Here is a 22,087-nt window from a genome sequence, read left to right on the forward strand (position 1 = left end):
TTATCAACAACATAAAAGGGGAATTTATGAAAAAACTATTTGTGTTAGCAAATCTGCTTCTATTGACTGCGTGTGATCCGTTTGAAGGAAACTTGTCTGTTAAGTATGCCTTTTTAGTAAAAGGTAAGGCGAATGCAGTTGTAGCTGCTGGAGATCACAGTGCTAAGTTAGACTTCGATGGTAAAAAGAAAATCACGATCAATCTAAAGCAGAACGGCAAAAAACAAAAAATCGAATTGAATCTGAACAATAAATTGAATTTACCAAATAATGGTTCTTTCGAATTAACAGCTGCGGATCTTGGCGGACAAGATTTCAGTTCAAGAGGAACTGTACAAACGCAAACACGTGATTCTGAATTGCGTCGTGAGTATGAGAGCTGCTCTTATCAAAGACGTGAACATGTTTGTTACCCAACTAAAAACGGAGTTGTTTGCCGTGATGAGTATCGCACTGTTTATGGGCGCCGCCCAGTGGAATTCATCGATCGTACGACATATCAACAACTAGCGGTAAACTTCATTCATGCTAATGGCGCTTTGTTAGCTGATTTCAATGGTGATAAACAATCAACAGAAAGATTGTATCGCTATCAAGGTCACTGTTTCTAAGACCTAATAACAACAGAGACTAAATTCTATAAAATAAAAAAGGCAGAAGTTACTTCTGCCTTTTTTATTTGTGTTATCGCTTTAAGACGACCTTATATCAAACGATCATCTTAATAGAGACTATGGCTTTTCAGCTAATTTCTTTTCCAGATCAGCAATTCTTTTCTCTAACTGACGAATGACGAAATTCACATCATTGGCATCAGCTAATTGTTCGCGTTGCGGGTAGCTAGCACAGTGATACATGCCATCTTTGTGTGTCCAGTAAGTGCAATTATAAATTGTTTTTCCGAAAACCTGCGCTGAAGCGAGCGCAGGAGAAAAAGCCAAAGTAAATAATACGATTTTTTTCATAACTGATTTCATGGTTAACCTCTTTCGTTTAGTGGAGTTACTTTACGTTGAGCGCTACCGATGTATTCAGAAAGTGGTCTAATAATACGATTGTTAGCGGCTTGTTCCATGATATGAGCCGACCAACCTGTCGTACGTGCCATAACAAAGATCGGAGTGAAAAAATCAATTTCAAATCCCATCATGTAATAAGCAGGACCAGCTGGGAAGTCGAGGTTAGGGTAGATTTTTTTCTTTTCAACCATAACTTTTTCTAAAGATGAATACATCTGCATCCACTTTTGCTCACCAGTAACGTCTGCCATCACTTGCGCATACTTTTTCATTGTTGGAACACGTGAATCACCAGATTTGTAAACACGATGACCGAAGCCCATTACTTTTTTCTTTTGAGCTAAAGCATCAATCATCCATTGTTCAGCTTTTGCTGGATCCGCGATTTCTAACATCATGTGCATCACCATCTCATTTGCACCACCATGTAAAGGTCCTTTAAGGGCGCCGATACCTGCTGTTGTTGCAGAGTAGATGTCAGATTGAGTTGACGTTACAACACGTGCTGTAAATGTTGAGGCATTGAAGCTATGCTCAGCGTACAAAATCAAAGACACGTCAAAAGCTTTAACCACCTTTGCATCTGGCACTTTACCAAAGCACATATGGAAGAAGTTTTCAGCCATGCTAAGCGCTGGATTTGGTGCGATAAAGTCCAAACCTTTTTTAAAGCGGAAATCGGCAGCGATCATTGTTGGGATTTTAGCTAAAAGACGAATAGCTTTATCCAAGTTAGTGTCAGGAGACGCATCCCAGATACGCTCGTCTTCACAGCCCAAAAAGCTCACGCCAGTACGGATAGAGTCCATGGGGTGGCACTTTTTAGGAAGAGCTTTAATAACATTTAGGTTTTCTTTTGAAATATCACGTAAAGAACGTTCTTTTTGCGTGAACGTTTCTAATTGTGTTTTGTTCGGTAATTCACCTGTGTATAACAAGTAAGCTACTTCTTCAAAAGAGCAGTTTTCAGCAAGATCTTGAACAGGGTAACCGCGATAAACTAAAGAGTTAGTTTCCGCATTAACTTTAGAAACGCTCGAAGTGTCCATAACAACACCTTCAAGACCTTTCTTCACATTCATTTTTTCCGGTTCTGCGACATAATCTGGGTTGATGTATTCAGCCATTTTATCTCCTATTTTAGCTTAAAGTTAAAAATACTTTGATCGAACTGATTGTAGTCTTCGTATGAGGTCAGATCGTAAAGTTGTTGTCGTGTTTGCATCAGAGGGAGTGCCTCTGCTTGTGAGCCCGTAGACTTAATAATATCGAGTCCTTTTTCAGCGGAACCCATTGCTAATCGTAAAGTCGTTACAGGATAGATCACCATATTGTAACCTAGGTTTTCCAATTCCGTTTTAGTGTACAATTTGCCTTTTCCGAATTCGGTCATATTAGCTAATAGTGGTACGCTGACGGCTTTTCTCATGGCTTCAAATTCTTTTTCATCTTGCAAAGCTTCTGGGAAGATCATCTCTGCACCTGCGTCGACGTAGGCTTTAGCGCGTTCAATGGCTTTTTCAAGCCCTTCGCTGGCACGAGCATCCGTACGGGCAATAATTAAGAAGTTAGAATCCAAAGCTTTACCTCGAGTGGCCGCTTTGATTTTTTTGATCATATCATCAGGGCCAACAAGAGATTTGTTATCAAGGTGACCGCAGCGTTTTGGGTTCATCTGGTCTTCTAAGTGGCAACCAGCTAGGCCCATTTCGATAAACTCTTGAATAGTACGAGTGACGTTCATCGGTTCGCCCCATCCTGTATCAGCATCAATAATTGCTGGTAAGGATGTCGTGCGCGCGATTTGACGTCCACGTTGCGCGACCTCGGTCAAAGTAGTTAAGCCAATGTCAGGATAACCTAGATCATTGGATAAAACTGATCCCGAGATATAAACGCCATCAAATCCTTTTTTTTCGATGAGCATACTTACTAACGGAGAGAAAGAGCCAGGAAACTGTAACAGTTTCCCAGACTTCAATGCTTCTCTGAAGTTCTTTCTTTTTTCAGCTGCAGTCAGCGTAGGAAATAACATCTTAGAAAATTCCTTTTTGATCACGTTTGTTGTTGATCAATTTGTCGATTGGAATTTGAACGTTCAATTGTTGAATTTCAGTAGCTGTTAACTCAGGTAAGCGCTCACATAAAGAGATGAAACGATTGCGTTCATCTTTTGTGATGATCTCTGAAGTTAAAGTGTCAAACTTACGGATGTAATCTGCACGTTTGAATGGTTTAGCACCAGCAGGGTGAGCATTCGCAACACCTAATTCATCAACTAGTTTTTCTCCGTTGTTGAAGATAATTTCTACACGGCCACCGAAGCGTTTTTTGTTCGGATCTTGATCGTGATACATCTCTGTCCATTTAGCGTCTTCAACAGTTCTGATTTTATTCCAAAGTCTAACTGTATCAGGGCGGTTAGCGCGCTCAGGAGCATAAGAATCAACGTGGTGCCATGTTCCGTCTTGTAGAGCGACTGCAAAGATGTACATGATCGAGTGATCTAATGTTTCGCGAGACGCTTTCGGATCCATTTTCTGAGGATCGTTTGCACCCGTACCGATAACATAGTGAGTGTGATGAGATGTATGAATCACGATTTCTTTGATATCTTCAAAGTTTGTGATCTTAGTTTTCATACGAGCAGCTAAATCGATCAAGGCTTGAGATTGGTACTCAGCAGAGTGTTCTTTTGTGTATGTTTCTAAGATAGCGCGTTTTTCTTCACCAGTTTCAGGTAAAGTAACAAGGTATTGTCCATCTTTGCCATCTAACATGTAAGCGATAACTGAATCTTCACCTTCGTAGATTGGTGATGGAGCGCCTTCGCCACGCATACAGCGGTCAGCAGCTTCAATCGCTAACTTACCAGCGTGAGCAGGTGCATAAGCTTTCCAAGATGAGATTTCGCCTTTACGAGATTGACGAGTAGTGAAAGACACGTGAACCGCTTGTTGGATCGCTTGGTAAACGATTTCAGTTGGTAAATTTAATAAAGCACCAATACCACCAGCAGATGCAGGTGCTAAGTGGGCGATATGATCTTTTTTATGTTTGTGTAAGCAAATAGCTTTAACTAGATCTACGTGTAATTCATAGCCAGCTACTGCACCACGGATAAAATCTTTACCAGTTTTACCCATTTGTTGAGCTACAGCTAATATTGGTGGGATGTTGTCGCCAGGGTGAGAGTAGTCAGCAGCTAAGAAAGTGTCGTGATAATCTAATTCACGAACTGCAGTTCCATTGGCCCATGCTGCCCATTCACAAGAAAATTTTTGATCATTCGGCATCCCGAAAACTGTAGCACCACCAGCACGCGGGTGAGCTAAAGCCATAGAACGTGCAGAAGCAACAGGGCGTCTGTTCGCAGCAGCAATGGCAACCGAAGCATTGTCGATAACGCGATTGATGACCATGTCGATAACATCATCTTTGATGGTAGCGTTGTCTGTACAGATTTCTGCCATTTTCCAAGCCAATTGATCTTGGCGGTTTAAGGTTTCTTTTGATGGGTACACACGTAGCTTGTGTTGACGCATAGAGGTTCTCCTTACCTATTTAGTATTTAATAAAATGTATAAGCCTATAGAAATTAGCTTAGAAAACGCCTACGGACAAATAAAATGCGCCGTCTGATTCGCCTGCTTTTTTATCAAGTTTGTGCCCGTATTCTAGGTTTAATGGGCCAATGGGAGTGTTATAGCGGAAGGCAATTCCTACGGCATCGCGCCATTTATTTGTAAGATTAAGTCCTTCAATACGAACCTGTCCACCATCATAAAAAACAGCTCCAGAAAGATCATATTTATGGCTTAAAGGGAAACGAATTTCAGACTTTACAAGTTCATAGCTCGAACTTGAAAGTAGACGATAAGAGGCGCCGATTTCTTGATTTGATGGAAAGAATTCAGAGGATTCAAAACCACGAATTGTTGTACGACCTCCCAGCAGGAAACCGCGTTTATCAAAAGGAACGCCTTCACCTTTTGAGTCGATATTTTTTATATAACCACCACGTAGTGATTGTACAAAAACCCAACCGTCATTATTGATCGGGAAGTAATGTGTCGTCTGTCCAATAATACGATAGAAATCATCCACATTGTTATTGCCTAAGAATTCTGTTGAATATTCCGCAGCTAGACGCGAGAAACTACCTTTTGTTGGATTGAAAAGATTGTCGCGATAATCCAAATCAATTGTTGGACCAATAGATCCAATAACCAAACTTTCACTTCTGTAATTGTATTTAATTTCATCTTCGTTGGTGATCCCGTGATCTTTATAAGTCGCCACATTGTACGCAAATATTCCAGTTACATGGGATGTGAAATCTTGTTCAATAGCAAAATTAGCAATGTGAGCTTCTGTCACTTTATTGATAGTCACGTCGGCAATTGTATTTGAACGAGTCGCACTTGTTCTAAAGCGCGCACGGCTATCAAATAGGTAAGGCCAAACAAAACCGAAGATATATTTTTGTTCTAGGTACTTTAAAAGAGCGAAATTGTAATTAAGCTCTGCACGGGCGGAAAGACCGACACCCCAGCCGAAGAAGTTTCGATAAGCAATCCCTGCGTATCCATGTAAGGTTCCGCGATTTTCATCCGTTAAACCGAAACCTAAAAGACGGACACCAGGGTCGCGTTCTACGACTTTTACAAGAACAGTCCTCTGCGAAATATCACTGTCTTTTTCTAAAGTTGTAATTTCAACGGAGTTAAAATGTCCTGTTCGTTGAAGGCGAGCGACAGATTCGTCGATATTTTGCGGTGTGAGCGTATCGCCAGCCTTAAAGTCGAGTTCAATATGAATCAATCTATCCTTTGTGCGCGTGTTTCCTTCAATCAAGATAGATTGAACTTTAACCAAAGGCCCTTCTTTAATTTTAAAGTTCAATTTGGCTTCGCTGTTGTTGTCAGAGTAGGAAATCAGCTCTGGCCCTTCATTGACTAACTCGTATTCGATATAACCTTTTTCTTGGTAATACTCTTTTAGGCGAACGATGTTGTTTTCAAGTTGAATTAAGCTCAGGTTTTGGCCTGCGTAGGTGCCAAGGATTCCTTGGACTTCTGTTTGGTACTCTTCTGACACGCCTGTGAATTGCACATCTGAGAGCTTAACTTGTTGGCCTTCATCGAGCTGTAAAAGGATAATACCATTTTGTGGTGATTCTTTTTCGGTAGAGACATAAATGCGTGATAACTTCGCATTTACATAGCCATCATTTTGTAAATAGATAAGTAAGTTTTTAGCAGCTAACTCAATATCTTCTTTAAGGTAGGTCTTGTCTTGAACTTTTTGTGAAGAGAGTTCATAGAATTTCTTTTTATAGAAATTTTCATCGCGTGAGTACTGACCTGTAATAGTGAAGTCAGCAATTTTAGTAAAGGGGCCTTCTTGTACATTTAAGAATATTTGGTTGATGTTGTCTTTTGTGATTTCCGTTGAGGTTACCTCTACATGGGGGAATCCTTCAGCAACATAAAAGGCCTTTAGGTCTTCAATGAGGTCGGGAATCATGTTGCCGTCTTTAGCAACAAAAGTATTCAATTTTAAAATATCATCCTCTAAATACGTATGCTCGAAGCGGTGCGAGTTGATGACTTCAATGTAGAAGCGCGGTGACGTTTCAAATTTATAGCTCAGGCGGGCGCTTAGCTCATCTGCTGCAAAAATAATTTGAGGGGAAGGAATTTGTGTTTGGTAATATCCCTGATTGCTGAGTAGGCCTCTTAAGCGCGTATTAATCTTACTTAAGGTCTCTTGATTGACAGTTGAACGCCAAAAATTGCGTTGTAATGACTTTTCGATTTGTCTTTGCACAACAGGGCTGTTTAAGCCCGTCAGGGTGATGTTACTCAACTGTGTTTTTTGCTTTCTGTCGACAGTGAATAGAACGGATTTAGCAATTGTCGTTTCGTGTACAATTTCTGATGATACCTGTGCAAATCGATAGCCCTGTTCACGATAGTATTGTGTGAGTTTATCCGTTCCTGCATGCAGATTCTGTTCATCTAAAATATTATTTACATTCAGACCCATGATATTTAGGGCATCAGTTTCATTTAGTCCACTCAGACCAGAGAATGAGATCTTTTGAATAGTCGGTGAGATCTCGCCGATCAGAATAACTTCTGACGAATTCGGCGATATTTTGGCAAATTTCAGTGAGTTAAAATTTAAAGTACTATCAATTTTTTTAAGAATAGAGTTCAGGGTCGATAAAGAAAGATTTTTTTCCTTTATCTCGGGTGCAACAGAAATGATCTTGTTTGTAATGTCTTCAGGCCAGTCTTTTAAATTAACTGAGTAGCGCGGTTCTGCCGCCACCGACAAACAAGAAAAAAGACAGACAAAAATGAAAAGTTTCAAAGAAGCTTTCACTACTTGAACTCCTCACGATACTCAAGGTCGACCCCTAAGATATCTTTGCTAGTTGTCGGCACATTGGTGACCTGTTCTTGCTGAATAGTATCTTTGTTTTGGTAGTTCAGTAAGAAAGATATATTCTTGTTATACTGATATTGCAGCTTAACCTCTTGATTCTGATCATTTCCCGTAAATGGTTTGGCGTAAGAGGCTGTGAGCTTATCTGAAATCTTTTTACTTACAACGACTTTAGGTACAGCGATATTCTTCGTGCTGTCTATAGAAGGGGCCAGTTGCACTGTTAGGCCCAACTTTTCTTGAATTTTCTTGTTGAGCTGTGATTGGTTACTGATAACCGCTAATACCTCTAGACCTGTTTGTGTCTGTTGGGTAGCAGAGCTAAGATTCTGATCTGTTTCAGATGTCACTCCAAGAGCTATCAGCGAGAATAAGTCGGCCTCTGACAGAGGAGGCTGACTTGTCGGCTTGATGACAAGTTTCTTCGGAGTCCCTTGCACCAGTAGGTTGATGTCATAATCAGATATCCGAGAGTTCGCAGCTATGTAGATGTCCGGATTGATTTCGCGAGTCTGATGAAATTGAATAGTCGCAATTTGTACATCAAACGGCTTATCTTTGAAAATAATTTTAGATCCTGGGCGAATATCAATTTTTCCCGCTAATATCGGAGACTCGGGACTTCCTAGAACTTTTAATTTCCCTACAGCTTCGCCTTCAAGCAAAGAGTTGCGAATAAAAATACCGCGCGAGATGTCCACGTTGACATCTAAAGCCAAAGAAGGAATGGATTGCTCTGCACGTTGAGGAGGAAGAAGAGAGCTAGCCTGTAAAGTCGTCGCTTGGCTTGCATCCTGTTCAAAGTTGGTTTCGACCAGGCCATGAGACACGACATAGTCCACTTTTAAAGTATAAGGTAACCAATTTCCAGAGAAGTGAACGTTGGCTTTTCCTGAGGAAAAGATTTTATCTGGGAAGGTGATTTCCACATTATCGGCAATGGCACGTAAGTTCACGGCGATATTTTTCGGCCCTAGAATATCGACTTGCCCAACTCCAGTGATATCACTTTGCCCAAGCTGTCCAGTAATATCGCCGAGTAAGATTTTAGATTTTGAAAATTCAATTGGCGTATTGAGTTTTTCAATAGCTTGAGGGAAGCCTTTCATGGCCACAAACCCATCGCTTAACTCGCCTTCACCCAGTAACTCGAATGAATTGGGGCGAATTAAAATTTGACTGTTAACATTGAGGTTGCCCGATAAAGACTGAGTAAAAGGCACTAAAAAGTGAAATATTCTAAGCTGAAGATCTGCAGATAGATCAAGGCGGGTGCTGTTGTTATTGGTGTAGAGCATCTTAAGATCTAAGAAAGCATCGTCACCTTTTAAGTGGATATTATCCATGCTGGATAAGCCTGATTTAAAAATCAGGCTAGCGGGCTTTTGTAATTTAAGGGATTGGTTACCCCTTTGTAAAAAGAAGTCATTGATTTTGATCTGGCCCGTTGCAGTTGAAAAATGTCTTTGTCGAGATGATAAATCAATCTCGGCACTTAAGCTGGAATTAAAGTCCGAGCTCGGGTGTGGTAATGAGGCTAAAGGCAATAGAAATAAAGGGTTTAAATCTTGGATAAGGACTTTTGCTGTAAACCCATGATTCTCGTTCCACGGCCAAACGATATTGGACTGAATTTGTCGTCCGAAAAACTGTCCATCAAAAACAAAGTGATTTTTATTAATGACGATTTTCCCCTGAGAATTAGGATAGTCGAACTTATCATGTGAAACTTGGCGCAAAGAGAAGTCTAACGCCACCTCAGGTGCGGCAATAGTGCCTGTGACATCACCTTCGGCATACATGACGCCAGCGACAGAAGGAGCAAACTGAATCACATGGTCAGTCTCTTCTAAGAGTAAAGGATTGGCATTCAGCTGAAGTTGAAAGCGAGGGTCGGCACTCGTCGTGTCGATATGTCCAGTGATTTTGATACGTGATTTTGGTTTATTAATAAAGACGTTATCAAAATTTATTTTCTTACCATCAGAAGTTAAATCAGCTTTTAAGATAGTAAAGCTTTCATCGGCGACAGAGCCATTTTTCAATTCAGATTTTAAATCGTACTTAAGTTTCCAGAAATCGAATGGTCCTGCAATGTTGACACGAGCAAAACCATTTCCTGTGAGTTGAAAGGGGATTTCGAATTTTTTATTTAAAATATAAAATAGATCTCGTCCTTGCAGGTTCTTAGATTCAAAGTGGCCTTGTAATTGAGATGCAGAAAAATCGAAAGATAAGTCTCCGCCCAGATCACTATCGCCGACCTTTAAGCTTGCGTTTGAAAAAAACAACTGGGACTTTCTGTAATTAAGATCTGATTTAAAAAGACCTAGCCTGAAATCTTCTAAAACAGAGTCTTTCATTTCTAAAGCAGCTGTAATAACTCCGTGGGACGTGTCTCCTGTAGAGGAACCACTGATCTTTAAATCCCCCTCAATTTTAAGGTCAGCTAAAGACTCGACGTCTTTAAAAGAAAGTCGCTCTGTTTCAAACTTCAAAGAGTAACCTTTTTTAAAGTCGACACTTCCAGCGCTTTTACCCTGAGAGCTTCCAATGTGGATGGCTGTTTGATAGTTTAGGCCCTGATCTGTAAACTGTACGTCACCATTGAGTTTAGCTTGTTTGAGCTTGATGATGTTAAGTTTTTCTTGCAGCCCTGGCTTAACCCATAAATCAGCTAAATCGGCATTAATAGAGCAAGAGCCATGGGGGCTGGCTTTAAGAGCTCCTTTACAGTTGGCGGAGCCGACAGCCGAAAACTCTGCTGGGATGTCATTCAGTTCAAGAGATTTAAAAAGTTTCTGTAGATTAAAACTTCCAATTTGAATTTGAGTGCTAAAGTTATGTGGGCTTCGTAGTTCGATGCGCGAATTTTTTAAAAGGATGTCCCCAGATGGATGTTCTAAATTAATTTCACTCAGTTCGATATGACTTTTTTTCAAGTTAGCTTTGAGCTGCGCTTGACCAAGTTTGATATGATCTACAACCACCTGAGTGGTCTTCGCTTGAAGAGAGCCAGCGATGTCGTCCAAACTGTTAATTTTAATGTCGCCTGTGGTCTGAATAGAGCCCGACACAGCAGGTATACGCTGCTTCTGAGGGAATAGTGTTAAGGCCACGCTGCGAACATCTTCTAAATTAAAGCTATTTTTGATCTGAAGTTGAGCTTCTGGTGCTGTAAGAAGAGTGCGGACTTTTTTGGTTGAGCCTGTTAAAGACACACTAGAGTTTAAAAGCTTTACGATAAACTGATTCAGCTGTAACTCATTTTTGTTCCAATTGGCCGAGATGTCAGCCGAAGCCGTAATAGGATGAGATTCTCCTTGTGGAGTGAAGGTAATGTCGAGGTCTTTGGTTTGTAGATCTAATTCGCCACGCCGATTAGATAAAAGTAAAGAGGGGATGCTCAGATCCACAGTGCCGTTGGGATTGGGCAATTGAATTTCAATTGAGGATTGTGCGATGACCACGCGCTGAACAGGAACCATTTCTACGATTTTAAAAATATCTTCAACGGGAATTTCAGGAAGGGGTGAATCAGCAGATGGTGCAATCGTGTGCTTCCATGTGGCACCATCCAGTTGCACTTTTGAAAGACTCAATTGTCCGATGATTAAATCAAAAATATCGACTTGTCCGCTTGTCCTCTGAATTTTGATGGGTTCAAAGGGTAAGGAGTCATCTTTAAAGGTAATCTCTGTATCGTAGGCAATCAGTTGTAATTTAAGTAAAGAAAGATCTAAGCGTCCTACTTGGATCGTCACTGCATTTTGCATCTCATTGATTCGCGGAACTTGTGCAGTGATAAAATCAATCACGCTCGGCTTCACGATTTGAAGCCATATAGTGGCAAGACTCAGAAGAACAAGAATCGGAGATAAAATTAAGCTTATAAATTTAGTTTTCTTAGTCACGAGTTCCTCCATTCGTGAATAAGAGCTTCTGTTGAACGATAAGAAGGAACTTTCGCTGAAAGGGACTCTAAAAGTTGAATCGCAATTTCTTTTTGTCCTAGGCCGTAGTAGGCCTGTGCTCTGAGGTATATAGACCCGTATGTTGATTCGGGTGTAGAGGTCATATCTTTTTCAATGCTCTCTAGATGCTTAAGTAGATCAAGAAAGCGCGAAGATTCAAAAAGTATTTCGGCTTTAAGCCATTCGCTTGCAAAAGATTTTGGAGCTTTATCGATAAGCTCAAGACTCAGATCGTACAGTTCAAACTGAAGAGCCAATATGGTCAGATTATAGAGTTGTTCAGGAGCTTCTGTTTGGAGTTTATCTGAAAGTGTACTGATATGCTCTCTGATTTGCGAAATAAAGTCTTCGGTTTCCGGAGAATGTTTTTCAACCAGATGGCGGCTGTATTTGTTCGAGCGCGGGGAGCGAACACGAGAAAGAATTTCATCAGCCTTTTTTTCAAGATGCGCTTGATGTAGAAGCTTTACTTCCGTATCAAGTGGGAACATACGAATCAACTGTTGCAGAGTTTGTTCCTCTTGCTCGCGCAATTGGTAAAGTCGATTGTGATTCAGCTGTGAAATCAATTTGGTCTTCGTAGCCAAGCGTTCACTGTCGAACTGTTGCCTTTTACTGTCCAGATAAGCCGAGATCGAAGGTATTAAGTTTACCAAGGATGGTGACTTCGACGCATTTTCATAATTTTTTTTATCGTCTAATGCAGTTTCGATAATGTCGAGTAATGAAGTTGGAAGCGAGGGTTCAAATTGGTCATAAGCTTCTTTGAAAGATCCCCAAGGAAAATCACCAATAGAGTCTTTGTAGAGGCACTTAAGATAAAATTTAAACAACAGGTCAGGTCGACCTGCTGTAATCAGGAAGTGGCTGATACTTTCGGCCTCGGAAGGGCTGATCACATCGCTTTTTTCGTATTTTGCAATGATCTCGGCACAAATTGTTTCAAGAGTATTGCCCTCTTGAAACAAAGAGTTGATTTCGAGCTCAAGACTGTTGTTACCAGCCAAGGCGAGGCCCCATTATTACTTTTGATTTACACGCTCAACGTAATCGCCGCTCTCAGTGTCAATTCTAAGAACATCGCCTTCGTTGATGTGAAGTGGAACGTTAACGATCAAACCAGTTTCCATAGTTGCAGGTTTAGTTGCTCCTGTAACGCGGTCACCTTTAATGCCTGGATCTGTTTGAGCTACGCGTAAATTAACAGCGTTTGGTACATCTACTACCACAGCTTTTTCATTATAAAGCGTGATCACAACGACCAAGTTTTCAGTTAAGTAGTTTTTTGCATCACCGATTTCATGATCCATCATGCAAAGTTGTTCGAAGTTTGTTTGGTTCATGAAGTTGAACCCATTGTCGTCTTTGTATAAAAATGTCATCTCAACATTTTCTACGTTAGGGACTTCAAACTTTTCACCAGACTTGAAAGTTCTTTCTAAGTTCTGACCAGTTAGTAAGCTGCGCATTTTTGTGCGAGAGAATTGATTCCCTTTTCCTGGTTTAACGTGTTGGAAGTCAACGATCACATAAGGTTGACCATCGACCATTAATTTTAGGCCTTTTTTAAAATCAGATGTTTCGTACATAATTCACTCCAAAGTATTGATTTTCCACTGTAATTCATCTGAATTAAGTCGACAACAAATCGCTTTTATTGGATTCAATTCTGCGCAGCAACATTTCAAGGGTAGAGATCTTTTTCTCGACGATTAATTTTTGGCGGATTTGAGATGCCGTTTCAGCCGATTTCGATTGAATAAAGGTCGGCTCTTCAAAAACAGAAAGCTTCAGTTTACGGGATTCGATTTCGGGATGTTTTCCGTGTTGTTCTGAGTATTCATTGAGCAACTTAAGTGCTTTTGCGTTTTCGTGTCTGACTACTAAAGCATCAATGTACGATAAGGTGCGAACCATTTGCTCATCCGGATGGCTCCATGTCTGATTTGTGCCTTGGTTGTTTGAATTGAAGGCGTCTTTTTCAGAGAGTTTTTGCATTTGGAAAAGATCATCTTCGTATTCATCGGCTGTTAGGAGTTCCAGCTTCGCGACAGCTCGTCTTGCCAGTTGATGAGTGGGATTAAAAAACAAAACTTTCTTGAATGCGGCTAAGGCTTGTTTGCCATTTTTCAGCTCAAGTTGAGCCTCGGCAAGCTCTTGCCATGCTTTCCAGTTATCAGGAGCTAGAGCTGTGGCGTCGCTTAAAGGCTTCAGGGCTTCTTGATGGGATTTTTTTAGTTTTAAAATACGTCCCATAAGAATCAGGCCACTGACGGAACGAGGATGAAATTTTAAGCTTTGTCTAACAAGAGTTTCGGCTTCGGCATTCATATCACGTGAAAGATACATATCTGCCAAGCGGGCAAATTGTGCAGAACGGGGGTTCTGTTGCAGCTCTTTCTGGAGTTCGGCAATCTCATCTTCTCGTGTCATATCTATCTAAAATCCTCTCATTTTATTGACTGAAAGAAAAGCTACTTATTCAATAAGATATGATTATTTTAGGAATAGACCCTGGTTCAAGATTTTTGGGTTATGGTGTGGTTTCCGTACAGGGAACAAAGATGACACCGATTGATTATGGGGTTTTAAAATTTGATCCTGACGTGCCTTTGTCAGAACGCCTTCAATCAATAGGGCTTGGCGTGCGAGAACTTTTTGATAGATACAAACCGGAACATTTGTCCTTAGAAAAAATATTTTTAGGTAAAAATGCAGATAGCGCTTTTAAAATGGGCCATGCTCGCGGTGTAGTGATTTATGAATCTTTACTCGCAAACTGTAAGGTTTACGAATATGCCACACGTGTAGTGAAAAAGGGAATTACGGGCAATGGCGGCGCAGAAAAAGAACATGTTCGCTTAGTTGTTCGCAATATGTTACAGATTGGCCCAGTTAAATCTTTGGATGCCTCTGATGCTTTGGCTATGGCCTGCTTTCATGCGACCCAGTTAAGAATGATTGATTTGAAACAAAGAAGTAAGCAGCAGGAATTAGCGTGATTGGTTTTCTAGAAGGTATTGTTTTTGATGTGACGGCGGACTCGTTCGTTTTAAATGTGAACGGTGTTGGCTATGATATTTCAGCTTCGGCTCAGACGCTTACGGATGTGCAAGTGTTATTAGGTCAGAATATGAAAGTATGGATTTACACACATGTGCGTGAAGATGCCTTTCAACTGTTCGGTTTTCTACAAAAACCAGAGAAAGAGTTCTTCATTCAATTGCTTAAGGTGAATGGTGTGGGACCGAAGTCAGCTCTATCGGTGATGTCGGGTGCTCCAGTGGCACAAATTCAGGATTGGATTGAGTCAAGTGATGCAAAAGCCTTATCGGCTCTTCCTAAAGTAGGCAAGAAAACGGCCGAGCAGATTATTCTAACACTTCAGGGTAAGTTAGTTAGAGTGGAAGCTGCGATAGGAAGTAAAGCGAAAGCGAATAAACTTTCCGAGACTCATCGCCAAATTTCATCGGCGCTTGTGAATTTAGGGTTTAAAAATCAGAATGTGGATCAGTTTGTTGCGACATTGCCTCTGGTAGTGACGATTGAAGAGGGTGTGCGCGAAGGTCTTAAAAAATTGTCAGGACAAATCGGATGAATCGAGTGATACAAAGTGAGATGCAAGACTTAGATTTAAAATGGGAAAACAAATTAAGACCACAGAGCTTTGATGAATTTCCCGGTCAGCATGATGTAAAAGAAAAGTTGAAAGTATTTGTGCAAGCGGCCTCTAAGCGTGGTGAGCCGTTGGATCATACGCTTTTGTTTGGCCCCCCAGGGTTGGGTAAAACGACCTTAGCACAAATTGTGGCCCATGAATTAAAAGTAGATATTAAAATCACCTCGGCTCCGGCTATTGATAAAAAAGGGGATTTGGCGGCGATCTTAACGAGTCTTCGCCCATTTTCGATTTTGTTTATTGACGAGATCCATCGATTGCCCCGTGCAATTGAAGAGTATCTGTATACAGCGATGGAAGATTATTACATCGATATCGTTACGGGTGAGGGCTTAGGGTCTCAGTCGATGAAGTTTCAATTGGTGCCGTTTACTTTGATCGGAGCAACGACACGCGCTGGATTATTAGATAATCCATTCCGTGATCGTTTTGGTATTCAAGAAAGACTACAATTCTATGATCGTGAAGCTCTTTGTAAAATTCTTCTGCGTTCTTCAGAGATTTTAAGTTTTAAAATGGACACTGAAGCTGCAACCGAGATTGCGCGACGTGCACGCGGAACTCCGCGTGTGGCTAATCGTCTGCTTAAACGTGTTCGTGATTATGCAGAAGTCAAAGGCGATGGCACGATCAACAATGACATTGCTGTATATGCTTTAGACCAGTTGGGCGTGGACAAAAATGGCTTAGATGAAATGGATCGCCGTATATTGAAAGTGATCGCCGAAAAGTATGAAGGCGGTCCTGTTGGTATTGAGACCTTGGCGGCGGCTTTAGGTGAGGAAAGCGAAACTCTGGAAGAAGTTTACGAACCATTCCTTATACAAGAGGGCTTTATTCAAAAAACTCCTCGTGGTAGAATGTTAACAAACTACACGAAGCAGATGAATTTGCTCTAAATAGGAATTGAGTTATGTTTTTTCAAAAAACAATTCGTAAGACGGTTGAAGTAGATGGCGTGGGTATTCACTCAGGTGAAAAAACCACACTGCGTTTCAAGCCAGCACCTGCCAATACGGGAGTTTACTTTATTCGTGCGGATTTACCGCATAGACCTTATTTAAAAGTTTCTGCTAAAAATGTTCAAGCTGTCAGCTATCAAACGAGTTTAGGTGGACCTGAGTTTCAGGTGAATACAATTGAACACTGTGTTTCGGCTTTATCAGCTTTACGGATAGACAATATTTATATTGAGCTAGATGGGCCTGAAATCCCTATCTGCGATGGAAGTGCTCAGTATTTTATGAAAGCGCTACTGGGCGGCGAGCTGATCGAATTAGATGAGCCCCGTCGCTATTGCTATATTACGGAACCTATTTCTTATGTCGAAGGTGAAAAGTCGGCGTATGTGTTACCATATCATGGACTTCGATTAACGGTTACCATTGATTTCCCTCATGTGGCTATTGGCAAGCAGACATTTGATATGGAAATTAACGAACAGACATTTGTACGTGAAATTGCCAATGCTAGGACTTTCGGTTTTTTAAAAGATGTGGATGCGATGAAAGCCGCAGGATTAGCTAAAGGCGGTAGCCTTGAAAACTGTATTGTTTTGGATGACCACCAAGTTGTAAACCCAGAGGGACTGCGTTTTCGCGATGAATTTGTACGACATAAAGCTTTAGATGCTTTGGGTGACTTAGTGACTCTTGAGATGCCACTAATGGGACACGTAGTTTTAAATCGTGCCGGTCACGATATTATGAATAAATTGATTAAAAAAATTGTGGCTTCCCCACAGTCCTATCGTTTCGTAGAAATGGGGGCAGACGTGACTCAAGAGCAAAAAAGATTTGCGAACTGGTCCGTTTAGCTCACCGGAATGCGTTTAATTGATTGCGGTCTTCGTTGCGGGTAAATTGTGCAACGGTAATAATTACATTTTGCTTTTCTGTAGCCTAGCTGGTAGCTTTGCGGCGACTCAAAAATAACAACGGAAAATCTCAAAATTTATAAGGAGAGATTTATGATTATCGGAGTACCTAAGGAAATTAAAATCAGCGAAAACCGCGTAGGGATGACTGAGGCGGGTGCTAAGCAACTAACACTTGAAGGTCACACAGTTATCGTTGAAAAAGATGCTGGTGTTGGTAGCGGTATCACGAACGAGCAATACGAAAAAGCTGGCGCGAAAATTATCGATACTAAAAAAGAAGTCTATGCAAAAGCTGATATGATCATGAAGGTTAAAGAACCACTTCCTGATGAATATGAATTAATGAAAGAAAATCAAATTCTTTACACTTACTTGCACTTAGCCGCAGAACCTAAGTTGACAAAAGTTTTGGTAGAGAAAAAAGTTAAAGCAGTAGCTTACGAAACGATTCAATTGCCAAATCGTTCTTTACCTCTTTTAACTCCGATGTCTGAAGTTGCTGGTCGTATGGCGACTCAAGTAGGTGCTTTCTACTTACAAAAAGACCATGGTGGAAAAGGTATTTTGATGGGTGGTGTGACAGGGGTTAAACCAGCTAAGGTTACAATCATTGGTGGCGGTGTTGTAGGAACTAACGCGGCTAAAATGGCTGTTGGTTTGGGCGCTCAAGTTACGATTTTGGATGTAAGCACAGCTCGTCTTGAATACCTTGATGATATTTTCAAAGGCCGTTGCCAAACGTTATTCTCGAATGCAATTAACATCGAAAACTCTGTGGCAGAATCAGATTTAGTTGTTGGTGGTGTTTTGATCACAGGCCATAAAGCGCCAACTTTAGTTACTAAAGAGATGATCTCTTCAATGCAAAAAGGTTCTGTTGTGGTTGACGTTGCTGTTGACCAAGGCGGTTGTATTGAAACGTGCCGTCCGACATCTCATACAAATCCTACGTATGAAGTTGATGGTGTTATCCATTATTGCGTACCAAATATGCCAGGTGTTGTCCCAAGAACATCGACGTATGCGTTGACTAATGTGACATTGAAATATGCTTCTATGTTAGCGGCGATGGGCGTAGAAGACGCTGTAGCTAAAGATGCTTCTTTAATGAAGGGTCTAAATGTTTATGGTGGATATGTTTGTTACGAGCCAGTAGCACGCGATTTGGGTATGGAATACAGACCATACAAAATCTAAATTCTATTCTAAATATTGAATATTAAATTCAGAATTGAAAGCCGTAAGCATAACACTTACGGCTTTTGTCTTTTCGGATAAGTCTTAAACCAAATGTTTCCCCAGTCTTCGGTTCTAATAACAGGTATTTGTGCCCGTCTGAGTCTTTGGACCACATCAGGGTGGGGATGGCGAAAACGAGCGTAGCGAGCCGAGCTAATAGCAAAGGCAAGCGATGGTAGATGCTCAATAAGTATTTTTCCTGAGCTCGTACGACTTCCATGGTGTCCTAAGATTAAAACCTCGGTCTTTTGCAACTGGAAATGAGGAACCCATTGTCTTTCCTGTTTGATTGAAGAGTCTCCAGGAAGAAGTACGCCCTGACTTTCAATCACCACAGAGGAGTCGTTAGTATTTTTGATCTCTGTTGGAACCCATATAAACAAGCTATTCTTAATTTGAGGGCATTGGGGAATGCTCAGTTGTAGTAATTTTTGAACGGAAGCTTTTTGTGTTCCGTAGTTAGAATAGAGCAGCCAGCAAAGTCGTGGCAATTGACGTGCTAAAAAGTGCAAATTAGAAAAGTGATCGTAATCCCAATGGCTGATACTGAGGCGATTTAGTTTTCGCCCACAGTGGGTAAGTAGTGCTTTCTTGATCTTTTTAAAGGAACCGAATTCCCCACCGACATCATAATGTGAGCAGGAATCCGATTGAATGTGGGATACCCACTGACCTTGTCCTACATTCCAAGTCACCCAGATTTCTACGTATTCAGGAGCTTCGACATATTTATGCTTGAAGAAGATCATCAGGAAAATTATTAGAAAACGGATAAGATCAGTCATTGATGGATTTCCGTTTAGTTCTGATATTTAAAACATGAAAAAGGACATGCAAAGAGCAGATCAAAAGCCAATTGCAGAGGACAAGATAAGAGGGCAGCTCATAAAATTGATGGCGATAGTCGACTTCAGAGGCCTCTAAGATTTTTCGGAAAATTAAAATTAAAAAATCAAACAGAGGGTATAAAAAATTGAATATAAGAACTAAAAGACCTAAAGGGAAAAGTAAAAACTCTAAGGCCGGAGATAAAATAATGTTTAAAAAAATAGTACTTAAACTGGGTACTTGAAAAAATACGATTGTGGGAAAAAGAATGATAAAGAATAAACTCTGTCGAAAGAATGGCGAAGCTGTTGTGAAATAGGAACTGCCAAGTCTGACAGTGAAAGCGGCCAGCCAGCTTAGCTGCAAACTTAAGGACGTGATCCATTGATGGTTAAAGATCAGTGTCAGTAATCCCACGGCAAAGACTTTAAAGTGCCATGGCCAATGAATGTGTTTATTGAGTAAATAAACGGTTAAAAAGATAGAGATGAGTGAACGTGTGATTGGCGGATTGAGGCCACAGGCAAGGCTGTAGAGCGCCAATAAAGCGAGCTTAATATATAAGCTTGCTGGCTGAGCCGATTGCGGAACTCTGCTGAAAAGTTTATCAAAAAGTGTTTCGATCAAAATTAAATGAGCGCCCGAGACAACAAATAAATGAATCAGGCCTGTAGTTATGTAAATTTGTGAATGTGCTAAAGTCGAAAAATCTTCAGCACAAACTAAAGCTTTTAATTCGGGAAGAAAGCTTGCCTTCTGAGGAAGTTTGTTGATGCAAAGTAAGTGCGTCTTTTCTGCAACGGGTTTGATAATTTCGAAGAACGAAACTCGGATTAGACTGAGGCCAACGAATGAAATTATAAGCACTAAAAGCAAAAGCATCAGCTTTAATGCAAAATGAATGGGCGTGAATTTAAGATTTCATGACAGATTTTAAGTTAAGATGATACTTTTTCTTAAATAATTAATTATTCCATATAGTTAGTTCTGATCAGAATGGAAGCAAAGCGCTGAAAGTCTTGATAATCAGTAGGTCTAAGGTCTAGAAAACGTAGTTTTAAACAATACTTGTGGATAACTCGGTTTGTGACGATTGCTTCAGAGGAAACATTCCAGTTTAATAGAGTAAGAGGGTTGCATCATGTTACGTCAAAAAATAAAACTCTTTGTCATTTTTTCAATTTTGTCTTCGACAGCATTTTCTGCTGTTAATGAGGACACCAAACTTCTTGAAGAGCTCACAGGCAAGAAACATGTAACTAAGCAAGATATTTTAGCAAAGCGTTCTGCAGCTCAATCTCCAGCTCAATTGATTTTAAGACAAGCACGTGAAGCTTCCATACAGCGCCAATATAGACAAGCACTCGAGCATTATGATCGTGTGATCAGACACTATGCAAACACTCAAGAGGTTGTGCAGGCCTATAAGGGAAAAGCAGATCTTTACACCGAGATGGGATTAGAGTCTCCGGCTCAATTGAATCGTCAATTAGCAGATAAAGCGGGTCAGAAGTTTATCAAATGAAGAAGGCACTTATCGTCTGTCTTTTGTTAGTGTTGCAGGTACGGGCTCAAGAGTTTGATGACTCTTATGATCCTTCTGTGTCTGAAACGCCTCCGACGGAAGGGGTGGATGTAAATAAGCTTCCTAAACCTCTTGGTCGCGTGAAGTCGACTATTGATGTGAACACGGAAAGTAGTTCGTTCATAGGTGATCCGGATAATATCGATCCATTAAACCCAAGAAATGAAAATATCAAAGACGACGATGAGCCGGTTTTAGATAACATCCGTGATATTTTAAATGCTCCAGCTAAGCCTGCCGTACAACCATCTACCTCGGGAGCAAGTGAAGGTGGCACATCGACGGGTGCAGTGAAAGCTACAACTTCTAAAAAGAAACCAGCGCCGAGTAAAGCACGGATTTCAAAACGCTCTCCGGATGATCCTAACTTAGATTTAGAAAAACGCTTTCATAATATTTACAATCGCTACAACAGTATGCCGACGCCTGAAGATGTTTGGCAGGCAGCGAGTTCCCAGCAGCAGCAACGCCAATACGTAGTACAAAAAGGTGATACGCTTTGGTCGATCAGTAAAATTTTATTCGGTGATCCAAGTTTTTGGCCAAAGTTGTGGTCTTTGAATAAGCAAGGCATTCTGAATCCTCACTTTATTACTCCGAACACGATCATTTACTTTTTTGCAGGTGATGCTCAGAATAGTCCAACGTTATCTGTAGGGTCGCCGATGATTCGTAATGACGGCTTTCCTAGTGGTGGGGGAAGTGCACCTTCTGGGCCTGTCAGTGGGAATGGGGTAATTCCACCGAGTATTCCTGAAGTTCGTAATACAGGTTACTTTGACTATCGTACCCGTGATGTCAGTATTCAATTGGATGAAATTCCATCATTCCCTTATGTGTACAACAGCGACATTGTGATTACAGATACGCCAGTTAAGACTGCTGTTAAACTTCAAATAGCCGAAACGGCAAAGTTCCGTTGCTACAATGGTCGCTTAGTAAAAAGTATTCGCTATTCTGAAGACTTAGATGGTGAATACGAAGTTTTTTCTCCTCTTGATACTTTTAAGTCAGCATCAGGCACTATGTATGCATATCGTATTTATGGCACAGCTGTTCCTTACGAAAACCGCTACATGAAAATATTGAACTGCAAAGATGTCATCACATCGGACTTGGTCATTTTGCCAAAGGGGCGTATGCAGACGTTGAAAACTCAAAAGGTTTCACCAACGCGTAGTGCTCGTTTGGTGGGGGGGCCAGATGTGGTATCGCAAAGATTATTTGCTCTTCACCAAAAAGCCTATGTTGATTTTGGTAGTTATCCGTATGAAGTGGGACAAGAGTACCAAACACGTTCGCAAGTAACGGATGATGTGAATGGGCAAATTCGTGTTCTTGAGAAAAATGGTTCTTACGCTGTTGTGATTGTGACATCTTTAACTGATGTCTTAGAAATTGGCGATCGTCTGATCACTCTGAAATAAC

Annotated in this window: 19 protein-coding genes; 8 read left to right on the forward strand and 11 right to left on the reverse strand. The window is 40.8% G+C overall.

Annotated features, from left to right (window positions below):
• The first annotated feature begins 26 nt into the window (after positions 1-26).
• Positions 27-611 carry a hypothetical protein gene (locus A11Q_RS04800; RefSeq protein WP_015469662.1) on the forward strand — a complete coding sequence of 195 codons (585 nt, stop codon included), beginning with the start codon at positions 27-29 and terminating at the stop codon, positions 609-611.
• 120 nt (positions 612-731) lie between these two features.
• Here the strand turns inward: A11Q_RS04800 and A11Q_RS04805 are convergent, their stop codons facing one another.
• The 9 genes from A11Q_RS04805 to A11Q_RS04845 are packed head-to-tail and all read right to left on the reverse strand — an operon-like array spanning position 732 to position 13,882.
• Positions 732-977: a hypothetical protein gene (locus tag A11Q_RS04805; RefSeq protein WP_015469663.1), complete on the reverse strand. Its 246-nt coding sequence runs from the start codon at positions 975-977 to the stop codon at positions 732-734.
• 2 nt (positions 978-979) lie between these two features.
• Positions 980-2,146: a bifunctional 2-methylcitrate synthase/citrate synthase gene (locus tag A11Q_RS04810; RefSeq protein WP_015469664.1), complete on the reverse strand. Its 1,167-nt coding sequence runs from the start codon at positions 2,144-2,146 to the stop codon at positions 980-982.
• A gap of 8 nt (positions 2,147-2,154) precedes the next feature.
• Complete coding sequence (gene prpB / locus A11Q_RS04815; RefSeq protein WP_015469665.1) at positions 2,155-3,054, reverse strand: methylisocitrate lyase; 900 nt, start codon at positions 3,052-3,054, stop codon at positions 2,155-2,157.
• 1 nt (position 3,055) lies between these two features.
• Positions 3,056-4,564 (reverse strand): MmgE/PrpD family protein, encoded by a 1,509-nt coding sequence (locus tag A11Q_RS04820; RefSeq protein WP_015469666.1) that lies wholly within the window; start codon positions 4,562-4,564, stop codon positions 3,056-3,058.
• Between the two features lie 58 nt (positions 4,565-4,622).
• The gene (locus A11Q_RS04825) at positions 4,623-7,412 is read right to left on the reverse strand and encodes an outer membrane protein assembly factor (RefSeq protein WP_015469667.1); all 2,790 of its coding nucleotides are present in this window, start codon (positions 7,410-7,412) and stop codon (positions 4,623-4,625) included.
• Complete coding sequence (locus A11Q_RS04830) at positions 7,412-11,389, reverse strand: translocation/assembly module TamB domain-containing protein (RefSeq protein ID WP_015469668.1); 3,978 nt, start codon at positions 11,387-11,389, stop codon at positions 7,412-7,414. The genes A11Q_RS04825 and A11Q_RS04830 overlap by 1 nt, the downstream gene beginning before the upstream one ends.
• Positions 11,386-12,456, reverse strand: coding sequence for a tetratricopeptide repeat protein (locus tag A11Q_RS04835; protein WP_015469669.1), 1,071 nt, complete (start codon positions 12,454-12,456; stop codon positions 11,386-11,388). The genes A11Q_RS04830 and A11Q_RS04835 overlap by 4 nt, the downstream gene beginning before the upstream one ends.
• A gap of 15 nt (positions 12,457-12,471) precedes the next feature.
• Positions 12,472-13,038: an elongation factor P gene (gene efp / locus A11Q_RS04840; protein ID WP_015469670.1), complete on the reverse strand. Its 567-nt coding sequence runs from the start codon at positions 13,036-13,038 to the stop codon at positions 12,472-12,474.
• A gap of 43 nt (positions 13,039-13,081) precedes the next feature.
• Positions 13,082-13,882: a tetratricopeptide repeat protein gene (locus A11Q_RS04845; RefSeq protein ID WP_015469671.1), complete on the reverse strand. Its 801-nt coding sequence runs from the start codon at positions 13,880-13,882 to the stop codon at positions 13,082-13,084.
• A 59-nt stretch (positions 13,883-13,941) separates the two neighbouring features.
• Here A11Q_RS04845 and ruvC point away from each other — a divergent pair, with 59 nt between their 5' ends.
• From ruvC to ald, 5 genes are all read left to right on the forward strand, one after another.
• Positions 13,942-14,451 (forward strand): crossover junction endodeoxyribonuclease RuvC, encoded by a 510-nt coding sequence (gene ruvC / locus A11Q_RS04850; RefSeq protein ID WP_015469672.1) that lies wholly within the window; start codon positions 13,942-13,944, stop codon positions 14,449-14,451.
• Complete coding sequence (ruvA, locus tag A11Q_RS04855) at positions 14,448-15,047, forward strand: Holliday junction branch migration protein RuvA (RefSeq protein WP_015469673.1); 600 nt, start codon at positions 14,448-14,450, stop codon at positions 15,045-15,047. The genes ruvC and ruvA overlap by 4 nt, the downstream gene beginning before the upstream one ends.
• Entirely contained in the window at positions 15,044-16,027 is a 984-nt protein-coding gene (gene ruvB, locus A11Q_RS04860; protein ID WP_015469674.1) for a Holliday junction branch migration DNA helicase RuvB, read from the forward strand. The genes ruvA and ruvB overlap by 4 nt, the downstream gene beginning before the upstream one ends.
• 14 nt (positions 16,028-16,041) lie before the next feature.
• Entirely contained in the window at positions 16,042-16,944 is a 903-nt protein-coding gene (gene lpxC / locus A11Q_RS04865) for a UDP-3-O-acyl-N-acetylglucosamine deacetylase (protein ID WP_015469675.1), read from the forward strand.
• Positions 16,945-17,097: 153 nt separating this feature from the next.
• Positions 17,098-18,204: an alanine dehydrogenase gene (gene ald / locus A11Q_RS04870; RefSeq protein WP_015469676.1), complete on the forward strand. Its 1,107-nt coding sequence runs from the start codon at positions 17,098-17,100 to the stop codon at positions 18,202-18,204.
• Between the two features lie 56 nt (positions 18,205-18,260).
• On the opposite strand, the gene A11Q_RS04875 is transcribed toward ald, so the two are convergent.
• Together A11Q_RS04875 and A11Q_RS04880 are read right to left on the reverse strand one after the other, a co-directional pair.
• Positions 18,261-18,995, reverse strand: coding sequence for a ComEC/Rec2 family competence protein (locus A11Q_RS04875; RefSeq protein ID WP_148284939.1), 735 nt, complete (start codon positions 18,993-18,995; stop codon positions 18,261-18,263).
• A 28-nt stretch (positions 18,996-19,023) separates the two neighbouring features.
• Complete coding sequence (locus A11Q_RS04880; protein ID WP_158320354.1) at positions 19,024-19,941, reverse strand: ComEC/Rec2 family competence protein; 918 nt, start codon at positions 19,939-19,941, stop codon at positions 19,024-19,026.
• Between the two features lie 274 nt (positions 19,942-20,215).
• On the opposite strand from A11Q_RS04880, the gene A11Q_RS04885 reads away from it, so the two are divergent.
• On the forward strand, positions 20,216-20,599 hold the full coding sequence (locus A11Q_RS04885) for a hypothetical protein (RefSeq protein ID WP_015469679.1): 384 nt from the start codon (positions 20,216-20,218) through the stop codon (positions 20,597-20,599).
• Entirely contained in the window at positions 20,596-22,086 is a 1,491-nt protein-coding gene (locus tag A11Q_RS04890) for a LysM peptidoglycan-binding domain-containing protein (RefSeq protein ID WP_015469680.1), read from the forward strand. The genes A11Q_RS04885 and A11Q_RS04890 overlap by 4 nt, the downstream gene beginning before the upstream one ends.
• Position 22,087 lies beyond the last annotated feature (1 nt).

Source organism: Pseudobdellovibrio exovorus JSS (assembly GCF_000348725.1).
Classification (GTDB): domain Bacteria; phylum Bdellovibrionota; class Bdellovibrionia; order Bdellovibrionales; family Bdellovibrionaceae; genus Pseudobdellovibrio; species Pseudobdellovibrio exovorus.